15 protein-coding genes are annotated in these 16,364 nt (G+C 70.7%); 5 read left to right on the top strand and 10 right to left on the bottom strand.

The window, feature by feature from the left end:
• The first annotated feature begins 10 nt into the window (after positions 1 to 10).
• Positions 11 to 1,168, top strand: coding sequence for an acyl-CoA dehydrogenase family protein (locus tag A4U64_RS25945; RefSeq protein ID WP_065923332.1), 1,158 nt, complete (start codon positions 11 to 13; stop codon positions 1,166 to 1,168).
• 99 nt (positions 1,169 to 1,267) lie between these two features.
• Here A4U64_RS25945 and A4U64_RS25940 read toward each other — a convergent pair whose 3' ends face one another.
• From A4U64_RS25940 to A4U64_RS25905, 8 genes are all read right to left on the bottom strand, one after another.
• Positions 1,268 to 2,098 (bottom strand): sugar phosphate isomerase/epimerase family protein, encoded by an 831-nt coding sequence (locus tag A4U64_RS25940; protein ID WP_065923331.1) that lies wholly within the window; start codon positions 2,096 to 2,098, stop codon positions 1,268 to 1,270.
• The gene (locus A4U64_RS25935) at positions 2,095 to 3,825 is read right to left on the bottom strand and encodes an FAD-dependent oxidoreductase (protein ID WP_050036096.1); all 1,731 of its coding nucleotides are present in this window, start codon (positions 3,823 to 3,825) and stop codon (positions 2,095 to 2,097) included. Before A4U64_RS25935 ends, A4U64_RS25940 begins: the two co-directional genes overlap by 4 nt.
• Positions 3,822 to 4,916 carry a Gfo/Idh/MocA family protein gene (locus A4U64_RS25930; protein ID WP_029546613.1) on the bottom strand — a complete coding sequence of 365 codons (1,095 nt, stop codon included), beginning with the start codon at positions 4,914 to 4,916 and terminating at the stop codon, positions 3,822 to 3,824. Before A4U64_RS25930 ends, A4U64_RS25935 begins: the two co-directional genes overlap by 4 nt.
• Entirely contained in the window at positions 4,916 to 5,752 is an 837-nt protein-coding gene (locus tag A4U64_RS25925) for an aldo/keto reductase (protein WP_065923330.1), read from the bottom strand. Before A4U64_RS25925 ends, A4U64_RS25930 begins: the two co-directional genes overlap by 1 nt.
• Positions 5,749 to 7,701 carry an oxidoreductase gene (locus tag A4U64_RS25920; RefSeq protein ID WP_065923329.1) on the bottom strand — a complete coding sequence of 651 codons (1,953 nt, stop codon included), beginning with the start codon at positions 7,699 to 7,701 and terminating at the stop codon, positions 5,749 to 5,751. The genes A4U64_RS25925 and A4U64_RS25920 overlap by 4 nt, the downstream gene beginning before the upstream one ends.
• A complete protein-coding gene (locus A4U64_RS25915) occupies positions 7,698 to 8,636 on the bottom strand; it encodes a shikimate dehydrogenase (RefSeq protein ID WP_065923328.1) in 939 nt (312 codons plus the stop codon). The genes A4U64_RS25920 and A4U64_RS25915 overlap by 4 nt, the downstream gene beginning before the upstream one ends.
• A 68-nt stretch (positions 8,637 to 8,704) precedes the next feature.
• Entirely contained in the window at positions 8,705 to 10,069 is a 1,365-nt protein-coding gene (locus A4U64_RS25910) for an MFS transporter (protein ID WP_065923592.1), read from the bottom strand.
• 146 nt (positions 10,070 to 10,215) lie between these two features.
• A complete protein-coding gene (locus tag A4U64_RS25905; protein WP_065923327.1) occupies positions 10,216 to 11,109 on the bottom strand; it encodes a LysR family transcriptional regulator in 894 nt (297 codons plus the stop codon).
• Positions 11,110 to 11,241: 132 nt separating this feature from the next.
• Between A4U64_RS25905 and A4U64_RS25900 the strand changes: the two genes are divergently transcribed.
• On the top strand, positions 11,242 to 11,934 hold the full coding sequence (locus tag A4U64_RS25900) for an SDR family NAD(P)-dependent oxidoreductase (protein ID WP_065923326.1): 693 nt from the start codon (positions 11,242 to 11,244) through the stop codon (positions 11,932 to 11,934).
• 151 nt (positions 11,935 to 12,085) lie between these two features.
• Here the strand turns inward: A4U64_RS25900 and A4U64_RS25895 are convergent, their stop codons facing one another.
• Positions 12,086 to 13,270 (bottom strand): 4-hydroxybenzoate 3-monooxygenase, encoded by a 1,185-nt coding sequence (locus tag A4U64_RS25895; RefSeq protein ID WP_065923325.1) that lies wholly within the window; start codon positions 13,268 to 13,270, stop codon positions 12,086 to 12,088.
• Between the two features lie 98 nt (positions 13,271 to 13,368).
• Positions 13,369 to 14,133, bottom strand: coding sequence for an IclR family transcriptional regulator (locus tag A4U64_RS25890; protein ID WP_044476359.1), 765 nt, complete (start codon positions 14,131 to 14,133; stop codon positions 13,369 to 13,371).
• 57 nt (positions 14,134 to 14,190) lie between these two features.
• On the opposite strand from A4U64_RS25890, the gene A4U64_RS25885 reads away from it, so the two are divergent.
• From A4U64_RS25885 to A4U64_RS25875, 3 genes are read left to right on the top strand one after another with little or no spacing between them, the layout of a single operon-like run.
• Complete coding sequence (locus A4U64_RS25885; RefSeq protein WP_006944059.1) at positions 14,191 to 14,811, top strand: AIM24 family protein; 621 nt, start codon at positions 14,191 to 14,193, stop codon at positions 14,809 to 14,811.
• Between the two features lie 11 nt (positions 14,812 to 14,822).
• On the top strand, positions 14,823 to 15,539 hold the full coding sequence (locus A4U64_RS25880; protein WP_198163355.1) for an AIM24 family protein: 717 nt from the start codon (positions 14,823 to 14,825) through the stop codon (positions 15,537 to 15,539).
• A complete protein-coding gene (locus A4U64_RS25875; RefSeq protein ID WP_006944062.1) occupies positions 15,536 to 16,291 on the top strand; it encodes an AIM24 family protein in 756 nt (251 codons plus the stop codon). The genes A4U64_RS25880 and A4U64_RS25875 overlap by 4 nt, the downstream gene beginning before the upstream one ends.
• Positions 16,292 to 16,364: the final 73 nt, after the last annotated feature.

Genomic DNA, 16,364 nt, shown 5'->3' with positions numbered 1-16,364 from the left:
GAACCTTTCCGTGCAGCGAACCGTGTTCAACGAGGACCACGAGGCCTTCCGCAAGCTCGTCCGCGACTTCATCGCCAAGGAGGTCGCGCCGGTCCACCACGACTGGGAGGTCGAGGGGCATCCGCCGCGCGACTTCTACCGCCGTCTCGGTGAGCTCGGCGTGCTCGGCATCCAGGTGCCCGAGGAGTTCGGCGGGGGCGGCGAGAAGTCCATCAAGTTCAACGCCGTCGTCGCCGAGGAGACGGCCGCCGCGGGCGTGTCCTTCGGCAGCTACTCGGTGCATTCCAACCTGATCCTGCCGTACCTGCTCGAGTACGCTTCCGAGGAGCAGAAGCAGCGCTGGCTGCCCGGATTCGCCTCGGGTGAACTGATGTTCGCGATTGCGATGACCGAGCCCGGCACCGGGTCGGACCTGGCGAACATCTCGACGACGGCGAAGCTGTCGGCCGACGGCAGCCACTACGTCGTCAACGGCGCGAAGACGTTCATCACCGGTGGTGCGCTCGCCGACCGCATCCTCGTGGTGTGCCGCACGGCGCCCGCCACGCCGGAGGACCGCCGCGCGGGGCTGAGCATTCTCGTCGTCGACACCACCTCCGAGGGCTTTGCCGTGGGCCGCAAGATCGAGAAGATCGGCCTCAAGGCGTCCGACACCGCCGAGCTGTCCTTCACCGACGTGAAGGTGCCCGTGACGGACCGGCTCGGCGAGGAGGGATCCGGATTCTCGTACCTGACGCACAATCTCGCGCAGGAGCGGCTGACCATCGCATTCGGCGCATCGGCGTCCTCGGCCGCGGCGCTCTCGCACGCGATCGCGTACGTCAAGGACCGCAAGGTGTTCGGCAAGCCGGTCGCGTCGTTCCAGAACACCAAGTTCGTCCTCGCCGAGTGCGCCACCGAGGTCGAGGCGATCCGGCTCATGGTCGACCGTGCCCTCGACCTGCACGACGCGGGCGAGCTGACGGTCGCGGACGCGGCGAAGGCCAAGCTGTTCTGCACCGAGGCCGCCGGCCGGGTCATCGACAAGTGCCTGCAGCTGCACGGCGGCTACGGCTACATCACCGAGTACCCGATCGCGCGGCTCTACGCCGACACCCGCGTCAGCCGCATCTACGGCGGCACCAGCGAGGTCATGAAGACGATCATCGCCAAGGATCTCGGGCTCTGACCTCCGCCCGCACAGGATCCGTGCGGAGAACCGGAATCCGCCCACGCCACGGCGTGGGCGGATTCCGGTACTGCGAGCGAATTCGGTTGCGCTCCGGATTCACTCGACGATCGCGGTGGCCGGGACACGTCCGAGCACGGCCCTGGTGGCGGTGACGAGCTGCTCGAGCCAGGCGTCCGTGCCGATCGCCTGGCGCAGCGGCTCGTTCGGCAGCTCGATGCTCACCGGCAGCCCCTCCGGCAGGGCGGACCAGATCGCCGGCAGGTCGATGCCGCCCGTGCCGGGCACGAGCCTTTCCTCCCGGGCGTGCCGGATCAGTTCGGCGTGATCGCGCGGGGCGGGGGTGGCGCCGTCGCACATCTGGGCGTAGTGCAACCACTCGCGCGGGATGGCCGCCAGGTCGGCGACGGTCGTGGAAGAGCGCGCGACGTGCAGCGCGTCGACGAGCACACTGCGGGCCGGACCGTCGGCCCCGGCGACGATCTCGACGGCCGTCTTCGCGTCGGGAACCGCTGTCCACGGCATGAATTCGAGGCTCGCAACGATGCCGTAGGAGGCGCACAGCTCCGCCAGCCGCGCGTAGGAGTCGGTGAGACGGGCCCGGTCGGGGTCGTCGCCGCCGACCAGGACGGCCCGCGCCCCGAGCCGCGCGCCCGCCTCGAGCAGCGGAGCGTAGTCGGACGGGTCGAAATCCGGACCGAGACGGATGATCTCGAGATCAAACACCTCGACCGGGGAATCGGCGAGACGGCGGACGAGCGCGGAGAGCGCGGCGTCGTCCTCATGCAGCGGGTAGGCCGTGGTGCCGGGCGCCGCGGGCAGCAGACGCAGTCCGATCGTGTCGAATCCGTGCCGTTCGGCGAGATCGACGTGCTGCAGCGGCGGGGTGTCGAGGACGGTGAGGGCGGCGAGGCCGAGCGGGGTGCTCATCGGGTGGCTCCTGTGGTCGATGCGAGGCGGCGTCCGGTCAGGTACCCGAAGGTCATTGCCGGGCCCAGATTGATTCCGCCGGAGGGGTAGTGGCCGCCCATTACGCTGGACTGGTCGACGCCGACCGCGAACAGACCGTCGATCGGCCGGTCCTCGCGGTTCAGCACCCGGGACGACGAGTCGGTGACCAGGCCGGCGAACGTGCCGAAACTGCCGGGGACGACCTTGACGGCGTAGAACGGTCCGCGCTCGAGCGGCGCGAGGGACGGGTTGGGCCACGGGTTGTCCGCATCCCCGGACTTGACGTTGAACGGGGTGGTGCCGCGGCCGAATTCGGGATCCTCCCCGAGGCGTGCGCTCTCGTTGAACGCGGTGACGGTCTTCTCGAGCCCGTCCGGGTCGACGCCGATCCGCTCCGCGAGTTCGCGGAGCGTCCGGCCCTTCGAGAGGTATCCGGATCGCAGGTAGGGCCACGTCGGGATCGGGAAGGGCTTGGCCATGCCGAGCGGGAAGTACCGCAGGTACTGCTGGTCGGCGATCAGCCAGGAGCAGATCTCCTCGCCGTCCGGCACCTGTTCGACCATTGCCAGTGTGTAGTCGTGATATCCGAGCGCCTCGTTGACGAAACGGCGCCCGTCGGCCAGCACCCCGATGACACCGGGCTTTCCGCGGTCCAGGATGTGCGGGAACACGCCTTGCCTGCCGTTGCGGTACCGGACGAGGGATACGGGACAGTATGCCACCGGCGAGGCGAGCGAACGGTCCAGGCGGCCACCGACGGATTCGCCCAGCGAGATGCCGTCACCGGTCGTCGTCGACGGCGTGAGCGTCCAGTGTTCGCGTCCGGTCGGGGTGCGGGGGAACAGCTCTCGCCGCCGGTCGAGGTCGCGGGTGAACCCGCCGGTCGCGAGGACGACACCCCGGCGGGCGGACACCGTGTAGGCGCCGTCGGGGCCCTCGAGCCGGACACCGACGACACGGCCGGACGGGTCGGTGACGAGTGCGGTGGCGGCGGTGGCGACGCGGATGTCGGCGCCGGCATCGAGTGCGGAGCGCAGCAGCCGGCCCACGAGCGCCGTCCCGTTGACCAGTTGCTGGCCCCGACGCCTGGTGGCGAGGTCGAACATGTGGGTCGAGACGCGGCGCGCGCAGTGCAGGAACGCCCGGCCCGAGCGGGTCGAGTGCAGGAAGGCCTGCAGGTCCGGGCCGGCCATGATGCCCATGCCGAGGAACGAGGTCTCGTACAGCTGCCGCCGCAGCAGCGCGGCGACGTCGGGTCCGAGGCGGCGCAGGCTCACGGGCTTCGGCGCGACGGAGCGGTGTCCCGTGCCGGCGCCGGGGGTGTCACCGTGGATGTCGGCGATGGCGGCGCCGGGGACGAACTGCAGCGCCGTGTGGTGTTCGAAGAACTCGACCATCTCGGGGGCACCGTCGAGGAGCGCGTCCACCTTGGCGGCATCGAAGTTGTCCCCGAGCCGGTGTTCGAGGTAGCGGCGCGGCTCCGAGCGGTCCTCGTGCACCCCGTCGGCGTGGGCGAACAGGGTCCGCGGCGTCCACATCCACCCGCCCGACCAGGCGGTGGCGCCGCCGCACACGTCCGCCTTCTCGACGACGAGCACGGAGGCGCCCCCGTGGGCGGCAGCCACGGCCGTGGACAGGCCGCCCGCGCCGGACCCGACGACAACCACGTCGTAGGTGAGGGATTCGGACACTGTGTCGGGGGTCATCGGAGCTCCTTGCCGGACGAGACGAGGGTGGGTGCGGGCGCGAGGTCGACGACCCGGCCGGTGCGGGAGGATTCGTAGATCGCGGCGACGACGGCCAGGGAGGCGCGGGCGTCCCGCCCGGTCACCGCGGGCCGGCGGCCGGTCAGCACGGACTCGGCGAAGTCCTGGACCTGCAGGGTGTGGAAGTCGGCGAGGCCGGCATTGACGTCGCGGACGTCGAGATTGGCGTCGACCTCGGGGGAATACGGGGTTCGCAGCTCCACCTCGCCCGGCGCGGTCCACAGCTCGTTGACGCCCTCACGCCCCTCGGGGAACTCGAGGACGCTCGCGATCGCCCCGGTTGCGCCGATCACCGTCACGCGGTTGCCGAGGTTGTGGTTGGCGCCGGTGGTGGCGGTGATCGTCGCGGTGCCACCGGAGGCGAACGAGACGACGGCCGAGGCGCTGTCCTCGGTTTCGATGTGCTCGCCGTGGAAGCGGGTGCCGACGAAGCCACTGACGCGGACCGGCGCGCCCATGAACCACTGCAGCATGTCGATCTGGTGTACGGCCTGCGTCATGAGGACGCCCCCGCCGTCGGTGTCCCACCGCCCGCGCCACGCGTCGGCCGAGTAGTAGGTCGACGGGCGGTGCAGGATCACCGACACCTCCCCGAGGACGGGAACGCCGAGGCGGCCGTCGTCGATCGCCGCCTTGATGCGGCGCGCCGCGGGCCAGAATCGGCGCTGGAACAACACCCCGAAGGTGATGCCCGCGCGGTCGGCGGCCGCGATCATCCGGTCGGCCGCGGCCACGTCCACCGCGATCGGCTTCTCGCACAGCACGTGGATCCCGGCCTCGGCGGCGGCGAGGACGATCTGTTCGTGCACGGGGTGTGGTGTGCAGACGGTGCAGGCGTCGAGGCCGAGAGCGAACAACTCCGCCACCGATCCGACGGCGTGGGCGATGCCGTGCCGGGCGGCGAATGCGCGAGCGCGCTCCAGGTCGGGGTCGCAGCACGCGACGACCTCGACGCCGGGCACCTGCTGCAGTGCGTGCGCATGGTTGCCCGCGATCTTTCCGCATCCGACGATGCCTGCACGAAGGGGCATCAGAAGTGTTCCTCTCGTTCGACGTCCCGGGCCGCGGCTTCGCCGCGGTCGAGACGGTTCAGCGCGGCGACGTCCGCCGCCGTGAGTTCCACGTCGACGGCGGCCAGATTCTCGGACTGGCGCGCCGGGTTCGCCGACCGCGCGACCGGCACGACGCCCTGCGCGAGGTGCCAGGCCAGCACGACCTGCGCGCGCGTGCAGCCGACGCGGTCCGCGATCGAGGCGACGACGGGGGCGCCGAGCACCTCGCCGCGGCCGAGCGGGCTCCACGACTGGGTGAACACCCCGAGCTGGTCGTTCGCGCGGCGGACGGGCAGGCGGGCCAGCGACGGGTCCATCTGGATCTGGTTGACGGCGGGAGCCTCCCCGGTCTCGGCCACCACCTTGCGCAGATGGTGGCCGAGGAAGTTGGAAACCCCCACGTAGCGGACGAGCCCGGCGTCGCGGCACTCGAGCATGGCCTCGAAAGCCGCGGCGTACCGGTCGAACCGCGGCAGCGGCCAGTGGATGAGGAACAGGTCGAGCCGCTCGAGGCCGAGGCGCTCGAGGCTCCGCTCCACGGCACCGCGAACGTCGCCGGAAACATGGTCGCTGCCGCGGAGTTTGGTGGTGACGAACAGGTCGTCGCGGGGCACGCCGCAGGTGGCGAGGGCGGCGCCGACGGCGTCCTCGTTCCCGTAGATCGCTGCCGTGTCGATCAACCGGTATCCGGCCTCGATGCCGGCGAGCACGGCGCGCGTGGCGTCGGGCCCGACGAGGGGCCAGGTGCCCAGGCCGAGGCGCGGCAGCGCGGTGCGCACGGAATCCGGTGCCGGCGCGGTGGTCTCCGGGTTCACGCGTCGGCCCCCACGCTCGAATCGGCGGCCGCGGTGATGCGGACGGCGACGTCGGCGGCCGTGACGAGCGCGGCATGAAGGGAGCCGCCGTCGCCGCTCGCGTCCCCGACGGAATGGACGCCGAGCCGCGGCGCGAGCCGCCGCAGCTCGGTCAGCAGGCCGGCGCGTGGCTCGACGCCGTGCGAGACGAGCAGTTCCCCGGGCGCGGGCACGGTGCGCTGTTGCCCGTTCGTCGAGATGACCACCCGGTCGGCCTCGATGTGCGTGACGACGGACGACAGGTACGTGGTGAGGTTCTCGCTCGCCGCCAGCCGGGGCAGCAGGACGATCTTGCCGCGACGGCCGACATCGTGCGCGATCGTCTCCTGCGGACCGATCATCACCACCCTCGTGCCGTGCTGGAGCAGGTCGTCGGCCACCGCCGCGGCCTCCCGGTCGGCACCGAAGATCGTGATCGACTCGGGTGCGGGGTCTCCGGAGGCGAGGAACTCCCGCACGTCGCGGATCCGTCGCGTGCCGGCACCGGGAAGGTCGATCGCCGGTCCGCGCCCGCCGGTCGCGAGGACGATCGCGTCGAAGTCGAGCGGGGCCAGCGTGGCGGCATCGACTCTCGTACCGGTGTGGCAGGTGACATTCAGGTCCGCAAGTTCGTCGCGGTACCAGTCGACGATCCGGTGGTATTCCGGGTACTCGTGCAGCCGGGAGGCCAACGCGAAATCGCCACCCAGACTGCCGCGTTCGTCGTACAGGTCGACGCTGTGGCCCGCCAGGGCGAGCTCACGCGCGGCCGCCGTGCCGGCCGGTCCGCCGCCCACGACGGCGACGCGCACCGCGGTCCCGGCCGGCTTCGAGGGCTGCTCGAGTTCGCGACCGACCCACGGGTTGACCGAACACGGGATCGGCCCGGCCGCCAGGCTGTCGATGCAGTAGTTGCAGGCGATGCAGGGCCGGTACCGGCCCCCGTCGAGGGCACGGTTCGGGAAGTCCGGGTCGGCGTGCAGGGTCCGGGCCATGCTCACGAAGTCGGCCCGGCCGGAGGCGATGATCTGCTCCGCCGTCTCGGGTGAGCTGATCCGGCCGGCGACGCCCACCGGGATGTCGAAGTCGCGGGCATACGGTTCGGCGTACGGGGCGAGCAGACCGCGCTGCCACTCCCCCGGCTGGATGATCCACTGCCCCGACTCGTAGTTGCCCGCCGAAACGTCGAGGAAGTCCAGCCGGTGCGTGTCGATCGCGTCGATGCGCTCGCGCGTCGTCTCCGCGTCGAGCCCGCCGTCGACCGCCTCGAAGGCCGAGAAACGCAGTCCCAGAGTGATACCCGGCGCCATGGTGCGGACCGCGTCGATGACCCGGTTGACGAACAGCGTCGGCTCGGCCCACTCGTCGTCGCGGTGGTTGTATGCGGGCGAGAGGAACTGGTGGATGAGATAACCGTGCCCGCCGTGCAGGGAGATCACGTCGACGCCGGCCTCCGCGCAGCGTGCCGCAGCCTCACCGAAGCACTCGACGAGGTGCTCGATGTCGTCGCTGTCGAGCTGCTCGGGCATCTCGCCGCCGACGACCGCGCACGGGATCGGGGTGGGGGCGACCGGGACGAATCCGCTCACCGCGCCCTGCGCGGTGCGGCCCCCGTGGTTGAGTTCGACACCGACGAGCGCGCCGTGGGCGTGCACCGCCTCCGCCATCCGGGCGATGCCGGGGATGCGTTCGTCGACGTCCACACCCATCTGGCGGATGCGGCCCTTGCCGTCGGCCCGCACGTAGCTCGCCTCGGTGAAGACGAGCGCGGCGCCTCCGGCGGCACGTCGCTCGAGGTAGGCAATGTAGCGGTCGGTCATCGTGCCGTCGAGTTCGCAGTAGTTGCGTTCCATGGGCGCGGACACGAAGCGGTTGCGCAAACGGACCGAACCCATGTCCAGCGGTTGCGCGAAGGACGCGGTGGTGTTCATTCCATCTCCTGGTGGGCATCGGGACGTCCGGCCGGCGCACGGTCCACCGGCGCGGCCACGAGAACCCGGTCCGAGATCAGCTCGTCGAGGTGCTTCCGCATGCGGTCGACGTCGGGACGGATCCCGGTCAGCAGCGCGAACGTGTCGGCGGCCTGGGCGACGAGCATCTGCCCGCCGTCGAGCACGTCGCAGCCGAGAACCGCTGCGGCCGCGATCAGCTCGGTTCGGATCGGCCGGTAGACGATGTCCGCGACCCACAGCCCGGGGTGCAGGGCGCCGGTGTCGAACGGCGTTCCGGGGTGGCCGACCATGCCGATCGGCGAGGCGTTGACCACCCCGGTGCACGTGCGCAGGGCGGCGGGGATCGCCTCCGCCGGCAGAGCCGTGGCCCGTGTCGCGGGGAAGGCGGTGGACAGTCGCGCGCAGACGTCCGCGGCGCGGGCGGTGTCCACGTCGGCGATCCGCAGGTCCGCCACACCCGCGGCTGCGAGCGCGTAGGCCACCGCCGAGCCCGCACCGCCCGCACCGACCAGCACGACCGCATCCAGGGCGGCATCGGGCAGCCCGCGGCGCAGCGCCGTGAGGAATCCGCTGTGGTCCGTGTTGTGGCCGATCAGGCGCCCGTCCCGGACGACGACGGTGTTGACCGCGCCGAGCAGGCGGGCGTTGTCGGACAGGCCGTCGAGGGCCGGGATGACGACCTGCTTGCACGGGTGGGTGATGTTCAGGCCGGTGCAGCCGCCGGCGACGACGGCGCGCACCAGGTCGCCGGTGCGTTCGACGGGAACGTTCTCCGCCTCGAGGTCGAGCAGTTCGTAGCGGTAGTCGCTCACACCGAGTGCGGCGGCCTCGCGCTCGTGGAGGGCCGGCGACAGGGACGAGGCGATGCCTGCCCCCACGAGCCGGATGCGGTGGCGGGCGGTGGACGGGGTCACGGTTACTCCTACGGGGGTGGGACGGGCCCGTGGCCCCGGCGCGTCGGGCGCCGGGGCTCGGTGGCCGGTCAGACGTCGCTGCGGACGAGTTCCTGCGCCGGTCGCGCCGCCGGCGCCGGGCGACGCTCGCCCAGGTCCTCGGTGGGGGTGCGGTAGGTCTCCGGACCGGTGAGGGCGGCGATCGACGACAGCACCGCGAAGCCCAGGCACATCCAGGCGACCGGGGCCCAGTTGCTGGTGTCCCCCGCCGAGAGAATCTGCGCGACGGCGGGTGTGAATCCGGCGACGAGCAGACCGAGCATGAGGCTCACGGCCATGCCCGTGTACCGGACCCGGGCCGGGAACTGCTCCGGGAAGTAGGCCGGGTAGACACCGTTCGGCATGGCGTAGAAGAAGCCGATCAGCACGATCCCCGAGGCGAACACCAGTGGCGTGCTGCCGGTTCCGATGGCGTGGAAGAAGGCGAACACCATCGCGCCCGAGCCGAGGGCACCGAACACGAACACCGGCTTGCGGCCGATCCGGTCCGCGAGGAGCCCGGCCACGGGCTGGCTGAGTACCGCCACGAAGTTGGCGGCGGCGATCGCCCACAGCATCGTGGAGCGCTCGAAGCCTTCGACCTGCACGGCGTAGGCGAGTGCGAAGACGTTGACGATCGTGTTGATCATGGCGAACGTGGCGCTGAGGCTGATCCGCAGGACGGTGCGCCAGTGCGAGCGGAACATCTCGACGACCGGCAGGGTGGCGGTCTCGCCGTTCTCCTGGAGTTCCTCGAACACCTCGGGCTCGTCGAGCTTGCGGCGCAGCCACACCGCGACCACCGTGACGACGATGCTGAGCCAGAACGGCACCCGCCAGCCCCACGAGTACAGCGCCTCGTCGGGCAGCGATGCCACCGGAATGAACACGAGGCTCGAGATGACGATGCCGAACATGATGCCGCTCATGGTGAACGACGTGAAGAACGAGCGCCGGTGCGCCGGGGCGTGCTCGAGCGTCAGGGACGACGAGCCCGGGGATTCACCACCGGCCGACAGGCCCTGCAGCAGGCGCAGCAGCACCAGGATCACCGGCGCGGCGATGCCGATCTGCTCGTAGGTGGGCAGGCAGCCGATGACGAACGTGGCAATGCCCATCAGCATCAGGCAGGCCAGGAGGGCGTTGCGCCGGCCGAACTTGTCACCCCAGTGCCCCCACAGCACGGCGCCGAGCGGGCGGGCGATGTATGCGACGCCGAGGGTGCTGATCGACAGCAGCGTCGAGGTGGCTCCGTCGCCGGGAAAGAAGATCTTCCCGAAGACGAGGGCTGCGGCGGAGCCGTAGATGAAGAAGTCGTAGTACTCCAGGGTGCTGCCCAGGAAACCGGAGATGGCCGCCCGGCGGGCGTTCTCGTTCGGTCGTCCGTCGGGGCCGGCAGCGTGCGTGTTCGCCATGGCGTTCCTTTCGTCCCAGGATCCGACGGACGCCGAGTCGGCCATTCGGTGATGGCCCTCACAGTCGTCGGAACGAGACGAGCGTGACACGCCGCACTATGCAGCGTCCAACACTGAAAAAGTCTCAGATAAAGACCCTTATCGTCTCAATCGGGCGTCGGAAGAATCTCCTCGGCGACCTTCAAGGCCACCTCGAGCGCCGGCGACACGCGCCGGGGCGACCAGCCGATCCCGTGGTGCATGTAGACGGATTCTCCGGCGAGGGGGACGAAGACCGTGCCCGGCGGCGTGATCGTCGCGATGCTCGACGTCATCAACGCCACCCCCACGCCGGCCGAGACGAGCACCAGGATCATGTACGGGTCGGTGATCTCCTGGACCACGCGCGGGCGGAACCCCGCGTCGAGGCACGCACGCATGGCGCTCTCCTGCAGGGCCGACCCCGCCGACAACGGGGTGGTGATGAAGCCGTCGTCCACGAGTTCGTGCAGGTCGATCTCCTGCTCTCCGGCGAGCGGGTGGTCGGAGGGCAGCACGGCACCGAACGACTCGCGGCGGATCAGCCGGGTGGCCACCGCCGTGGACTGGACCGGCAGCCCGACGAACGCGAGATCCAATGCACCACTCTCTAATTGGGTGACCGCCTCGCGGGTCATGATGCGGCCGACGAGGTCGAGCTCGATGTCCGGGTAACGCTGTCGCAGCGCCCGGGTCAGCGGCGGGAGCGAAAGATGGTTCAGCACACCGGTGAACCCGATCTTGATGCGGCCGTACACGCCGCCGGCGGACGCGCGCGTGGCCTGCCGTGCCGTCTCGACGCTTTCGAGGATGTGGTAGGCGTGGGGCAGGAAGGCGTGACCGCCCGCCGTGAGGGCGACGCTGCGCGTATTGCGCTCGAACAACGGCACACCGAGGTCCTTCTCGAGCTTGCGCACCGTCTGACTCAGGGGTGACTGCGCCATCTGCAAGCGGGCGGCGGCCCGGCCGAAGTGCAGTTCCTCCGCGACGGCGACGAAGGCCTGAAGCCAGCGGATCTCCATGTCGATCCCTTCGGGGACTTGACGACTGCACCTACAGCCGTATATCCAGATTCATACATGGTGCGTCTCCGATTGTTTCGATTTCGCACATGGATTCAGACTACTATCCACACACCGGCGAGGAGCAGCCGTATGGTGACCTATCCCTCGGGCGCGACCGCGCTCGTCACCGGCGGGGCGAGCGGAATCGGCGCGGCCTGCGCGAGGCGGCTGTCCGCCGCGGGCGTCCGGGTCGTCACCGCCGACATCGCGGACGGCGCCGACGAACGCGTCGACGTCGCCGACCCCGTCGCCGTCGAACAGCTGCGAGAACGCCTGGGCCGGGTCGACATCCTCGTCAACAGCGCCGGCGTCGTGGGACCCTCGGCGCCGCTGGTCGACACCGCGCTGTCCGACTGGCACCGCACGTTCCGCATCAACGTCGACGGCACGTTCCTCGCGTGCCGCGCCTTCGTTCCCGCGATGATCGGCGCCGGCTGGGGCCGGGTGGTGAACCTGGCGAGCATCGCGGCCAAGGACGGCAATCCGAAGCAGAGCGCCTACTCGGCGTCCAAGGCCGCGGTGATCGCGCTGACGAAGTCGCTCGGCAAGGAGATCGCGACGACCGGGGTGCTCGCCAACGTGGTTGCGCCCGCGGCGGTGGAGAGCCCGATGAACGCCGGAACGGATCCGGCGATCCTGGCGCGGTCGCAGAGCCTGACGCCGATGGCCCGGATGGGCCGGCCGGACGAGATCGCCGAACTCGTCGCCTGGCTCTCCTCGGACGCGCTGAGCTTCTCGACCGGCGCCGTGTACGACGCGAGCGGCGGCCGCGCGTCGTACTGACGGTCCGCACTCGGCCGACGAGCGGGAGGTTTCCGCGTCCAGCGGGAACTTGTCGTCGGAGCTACTCGGCCGGCGCCGCCGTCACGGCCCGCTCGGCGCGACAAGCTCCCGTTCGACCCGGAGCAGGCTGCGCGCGGAGGGCGTCGGCGCGTCAGACCAGGGGCCACCCGGTGTACTGCTCGGCGATCAGGGTGCGTCCGGCGACGGAACGGGTGATCGCGTCGAGCTCGGCGTCCTGGCGCTTGTTGTCGAACGGGCTGCTGCCCGGGTGGGCGTGCAGCATCGACGACATCCACCACGAGAAGTGCTGGGCCCGCCACACGCGCGGCAGCACTTCCGCGGTGTAACCGTCGAGCCGGCCGCGGTCACCGCGGGTGAGGTACTCGTCCATCGAACGGGCCAGCACGAACACGTCCGCGACCGCGAGGTTGAGCCCCTTGGCGCCGGTCGGCGGGACGGTGTGCGCGGCATCCCCGGCGAGGAACAGGTTGCCGTGCTGCATGGGCTCGCACACGAAGCTGCGGAACTGCAGGATCGACTTCTCGAAGATCCGGCCGTCCTTGATCTCGGCCCCCTCCCCGTCGACCCGGGCGTGCAGTTCGCTCCAGATGCGGTCGTCGGACCAGTTGGCGACGTCGTCGTCCGGGTCCACCTGCAGGTAGTGCCGCTGCACGTCGGCGGTGCGGGTGGAGATCAGCGCGAAGCCCCGCTCGTGCCGGGCGTAGATCAGTTCCTCCGACGAGCGGGGCGCCTCGGCGAGGATGCCGAGCCAGGCGAACGGGTACTGCCGGAAGTGGTCGGTGCGCACCTGCGGCGCCGGAATCAGACCGCGGGTGCCGGTGCGCGAGCCGTCGCAGCCGGCTACGAGCAGCGCGTCGAGGCGCTGCGGGTTGCCCTGCGCGTCGGTGTAGGTCAGGTACGGCCGATCGGTGAGGTGGTCGTGGACCTGCACGTCGGAGACACCGAAGCGGATGTCGCCACCGTCGGCGAGACGGCGGGCGATGAGGTCCTTGTTGACCTCGTGCTGCGGGTAGACGGTGACCGCGCGCCCGACGAGTTCGTCGAACGCGATGCGGTGCCCCCTGCCGCCGAAACGGAACTCCACGCCGTGGTGCTCGTAACCCTCGGCCTTCAGCCGGTCGCCGACGCCGGTCTCGACCATGAGGTCGACGGTGTTCTGCTCGAGCACGCCGGCGCGGATGGTGGCCTCGATGTCCTCCCGCGAGCGCGCCTCGAGCACGACGGACTCGATGCCGCGCAGGTGCAGCAGGTGCGACAGCATCAGCCCGGCGGGGCCGGCGCCGACGACGGCGACCTGGGTGCGGGATTCGCTCATGGGGGACTCCTCGGGATCGGGAAGCGGTGACGACCCTCACTGTCCCGAAGGAAGGTCCACGTCGTCACCCCCCACTTTCACTCAGCGAAAGACGGCTTTCAGGTCAGCCGCCGGGAGATGCCGCTCGCCGCCGCTCGCATGGCCGGGATCAACGGCGCGGGATCCGCATCGATCGACACCACCACCGATATCGCCGCGACGACCCGGCCGGAACGCTCCCGGATCGGTGCCGCCATCGCCATCGTGCCCACGTTCAGGTATTCGCGGCAGATCACGATGCCGGTGCGGCGGACGCCGTCGAGCACGCGCCGCAACCGGGCCTCGTCGGTGATCGTGGCGGGGGTGAACCGTTCGAGCCCGGCATCGAGCACCTCCTGCAGCAGCTCGGGCCCGCCGTGGGCGAGCAGCACCAGCCCACCGCTCGACGCGTGCAGCGGCAGCCGGCCGCCCGCCCGGCCGACCACGGCCACGGCACCGCGCGCCGACAACCGCTCGACGTAGAGCGCCTCGAGCCCCTCCCGGACGACCAGCTGCACGTTCTCCCGGGTCGCGTCGAACAGGTCCTCGAGATAGGGCATCGCCACCTGGCGCAGGCCGTGCGCGCGGGGCGCGAGGGCGCCGAGCTCCCACACCCGCACCCCGACCTGATAGCTGCCGTCCGCACGGCGTTCGAGTGCCCCGGCGTCGACGAGCTGGCCGCACAGCCGGAACACCGTCGGCAGGGGAAGCCCGGTCCGGCGGCTCAGTTCCGACTGGGTCAGGCGCGGGCGCTCGGCGGTGAACGCGCCCAGCACGGCGAAGGCGCGGCCGAGCAGGGTCCGGTCGGGAACATCGGGCACGCACCCATTGTGGGGTGTCCGCATCGGGCGGGCGCGAGCCGGAAGGGCGCACCGGCGGCCGAGCGTCTATCGTGTTCGCGCATGCGACTGGTCGAGAGATCGAAACGGGTCATAGAGGCGCACCTGAACAACACCAGCATCCGGGCACTGTCGGGGTCGATGGTGGCGTACGAGGGCCAGGTGCAGTTCAAGTCGGCCGGATTCGGCGGCGGCGAGGGCGTGCTGGCCGGCCTGCGGCAGCGGGCCACGGGTGAGGGCCTGTCGCTGATGGAGTGCGCCGGCAACGGCGTGGTCTATCTCGCCCACCAGGGGCAGGACGTCACGGTGCTCGAGTTGAACAACGAGACGCTGCAGGTCGAGTCGGAGCAACTGCTCGCCCTGAACGGCAACCTCACCACGAACGTCACGTTCGCCGGGGTGCGCGGCAACATGAGCGGCCAGGGCCTGTTCACCACGACGGTCACCGGCAGCGGGCAGGTCGCGCTGCTGTCGGCCGGTGGCCCACTGATCCACCTCGAGGTCTCGCCGCAGTACCCGCTCGTCGTCGACCCGGACGCGTTCGTGTGCGCGAAGGGACAGTTGAGCCAGTCGTTCGTCACCGACGTCTCGTGGCGCACGTTCGTCGGTCAGGGCAGCGGCGAGGCGTTCTCGCTGCGGTGGGACGGCATGGGCGTCGTGTCCATCCAGCCGGCGGAGCGGTGAGGGAGGCAGCGATGACGGAGACAGCGGTGTTCTCGAAGATCAACGGCAAGGTCGTCAAGGTCGATCTGAACCAGTCCGGGCCGGTCGTCGCCCGTCGCGGCGCGATGCTGTTCTACACCGGCATGGTGCAGTTCGCTCCGCACCAGGTACCCGGGGCCGGTGCGATGCCGGGCATGGGCGGGATCGCCGGGATGGCGGGACGGATGATGCAGGGCGAGCACGAACGCACGATGCTCGCGCAGGGCAACGGCGTGGTGCACTACGGCTTCCGCGGCCTCGAGGTGCACGTGGTGGACCTGTCCGCGGGCGGCGAGCTGCGGGTGGAGGCGTCGCGGCTGCTGGGATACACCGCGAGCCTGCAGAGCTCGGTGGTGTCGATGTCGGCGCCCCCGGCCGGGGGCGGCGGTGGCGGTGGCGGCTTCCTGGGCGCGCTGCGCAGCGCCGCCACCGGCATGGTGACCGGCACCGGCATGTTCACCACCCAGCTGTCCGGGCGCGGGGCCGCGGTGCTGCTCGGGCACGGTGGATTCCTCGAGCTGCAGGTCGGCGGGCCGGCCCCGGTCGTCGTCGACCCGCAGTCCTTCATCGCCGCCCACGGACCGGTGCGGACGGAACTGAAGTCCGCGATGAGCTGGCGCACCGCGGGGCGCAGCGGCGGCGAGGGCCTCCAGCTCGAATGCACCGGTCAGGGCATCGTCTACGTGCAAGCGTCGGAGGAGAAACTGTGAGTGTCGTCCTGAACCCGTCCCACCTCGTCGGCAGCGACAACCTGCCCGGCAACCACTACGCCTTCTGCATCGACCTGCAGAGCCCGTGGTTCCTGTCCAAGGGCGCGATGATCGCCTACTACGGGCAGGTGCAGTTCACCTCGCTCACCCACGGACTGCAGGGGCAGCTGCTGCAGATGGTGGCGCATCAGTTCTCGGCCCCGCTGTACATGGGCGACTACGTCGTCGCCGAGGGGTACGGGAAGCTGATCCTCGGTGACCGTGGGTACGACATCAACTCCTACGACCTCGACGACGGCAACCTCACCATCCGGGCCGCGAACCTGCTCGCGTTCGAGCCCGGGCTGTCGCTGAACCAGTCGATCGTGCCGGGCTTCCTCACGCTGATCGGGACGGGCAAGTTCCTCGCGTCGTCGAACGGGCCCGTGATGTTCGCCGAGCCGCCGCTGCGGGTCGATCCCGAGGCGCTCGTCGGGTGGGCGGACTGCCCGTCGCCGAGCCATCACTACGACGAGGCGTGGGTCAACGGCTTCGTGGCGGCGGGGGCGCGCATGTTCGGTGTGCAGTCCGGGGAGGAGCGGCAGTTCGACTTCACGGGCGCCGGGACCGTGCTCATCCAGTCCAGCGAGAAGGTGATCGACGACAGCGCGATCGTCCGGACCATCGAGGGACAGCTACCGGGTCTGACCCCCGGCGGTCTGCAGCGGATCAACCAGGTGGTGGCGTCGCAGTTGCAGTCACAGCAGCACTGAACTCGGCAGCCCTGAACTCGGCAGCCCTGAGCCCGGCAGCACCGGCCTCAGGGCACCCCGGGCCGGGACTGGG

Origin of the sequence: Rhodococcus sp. WB1, from assembly GCF_001700945.1 — a bacterium.
Lineage (GTDB): Bacteria > Actinomycetota > Actinomycetes > Mycobacteriales > Mycobacteriaceae > Rhodococcus > Rhodococcus aetherivorans.
The sequence above is the reverse complement of the archived record's forward strand: the minus strand, read 5'-3'. Positions and strand labels throughout refer to the sequence as shown.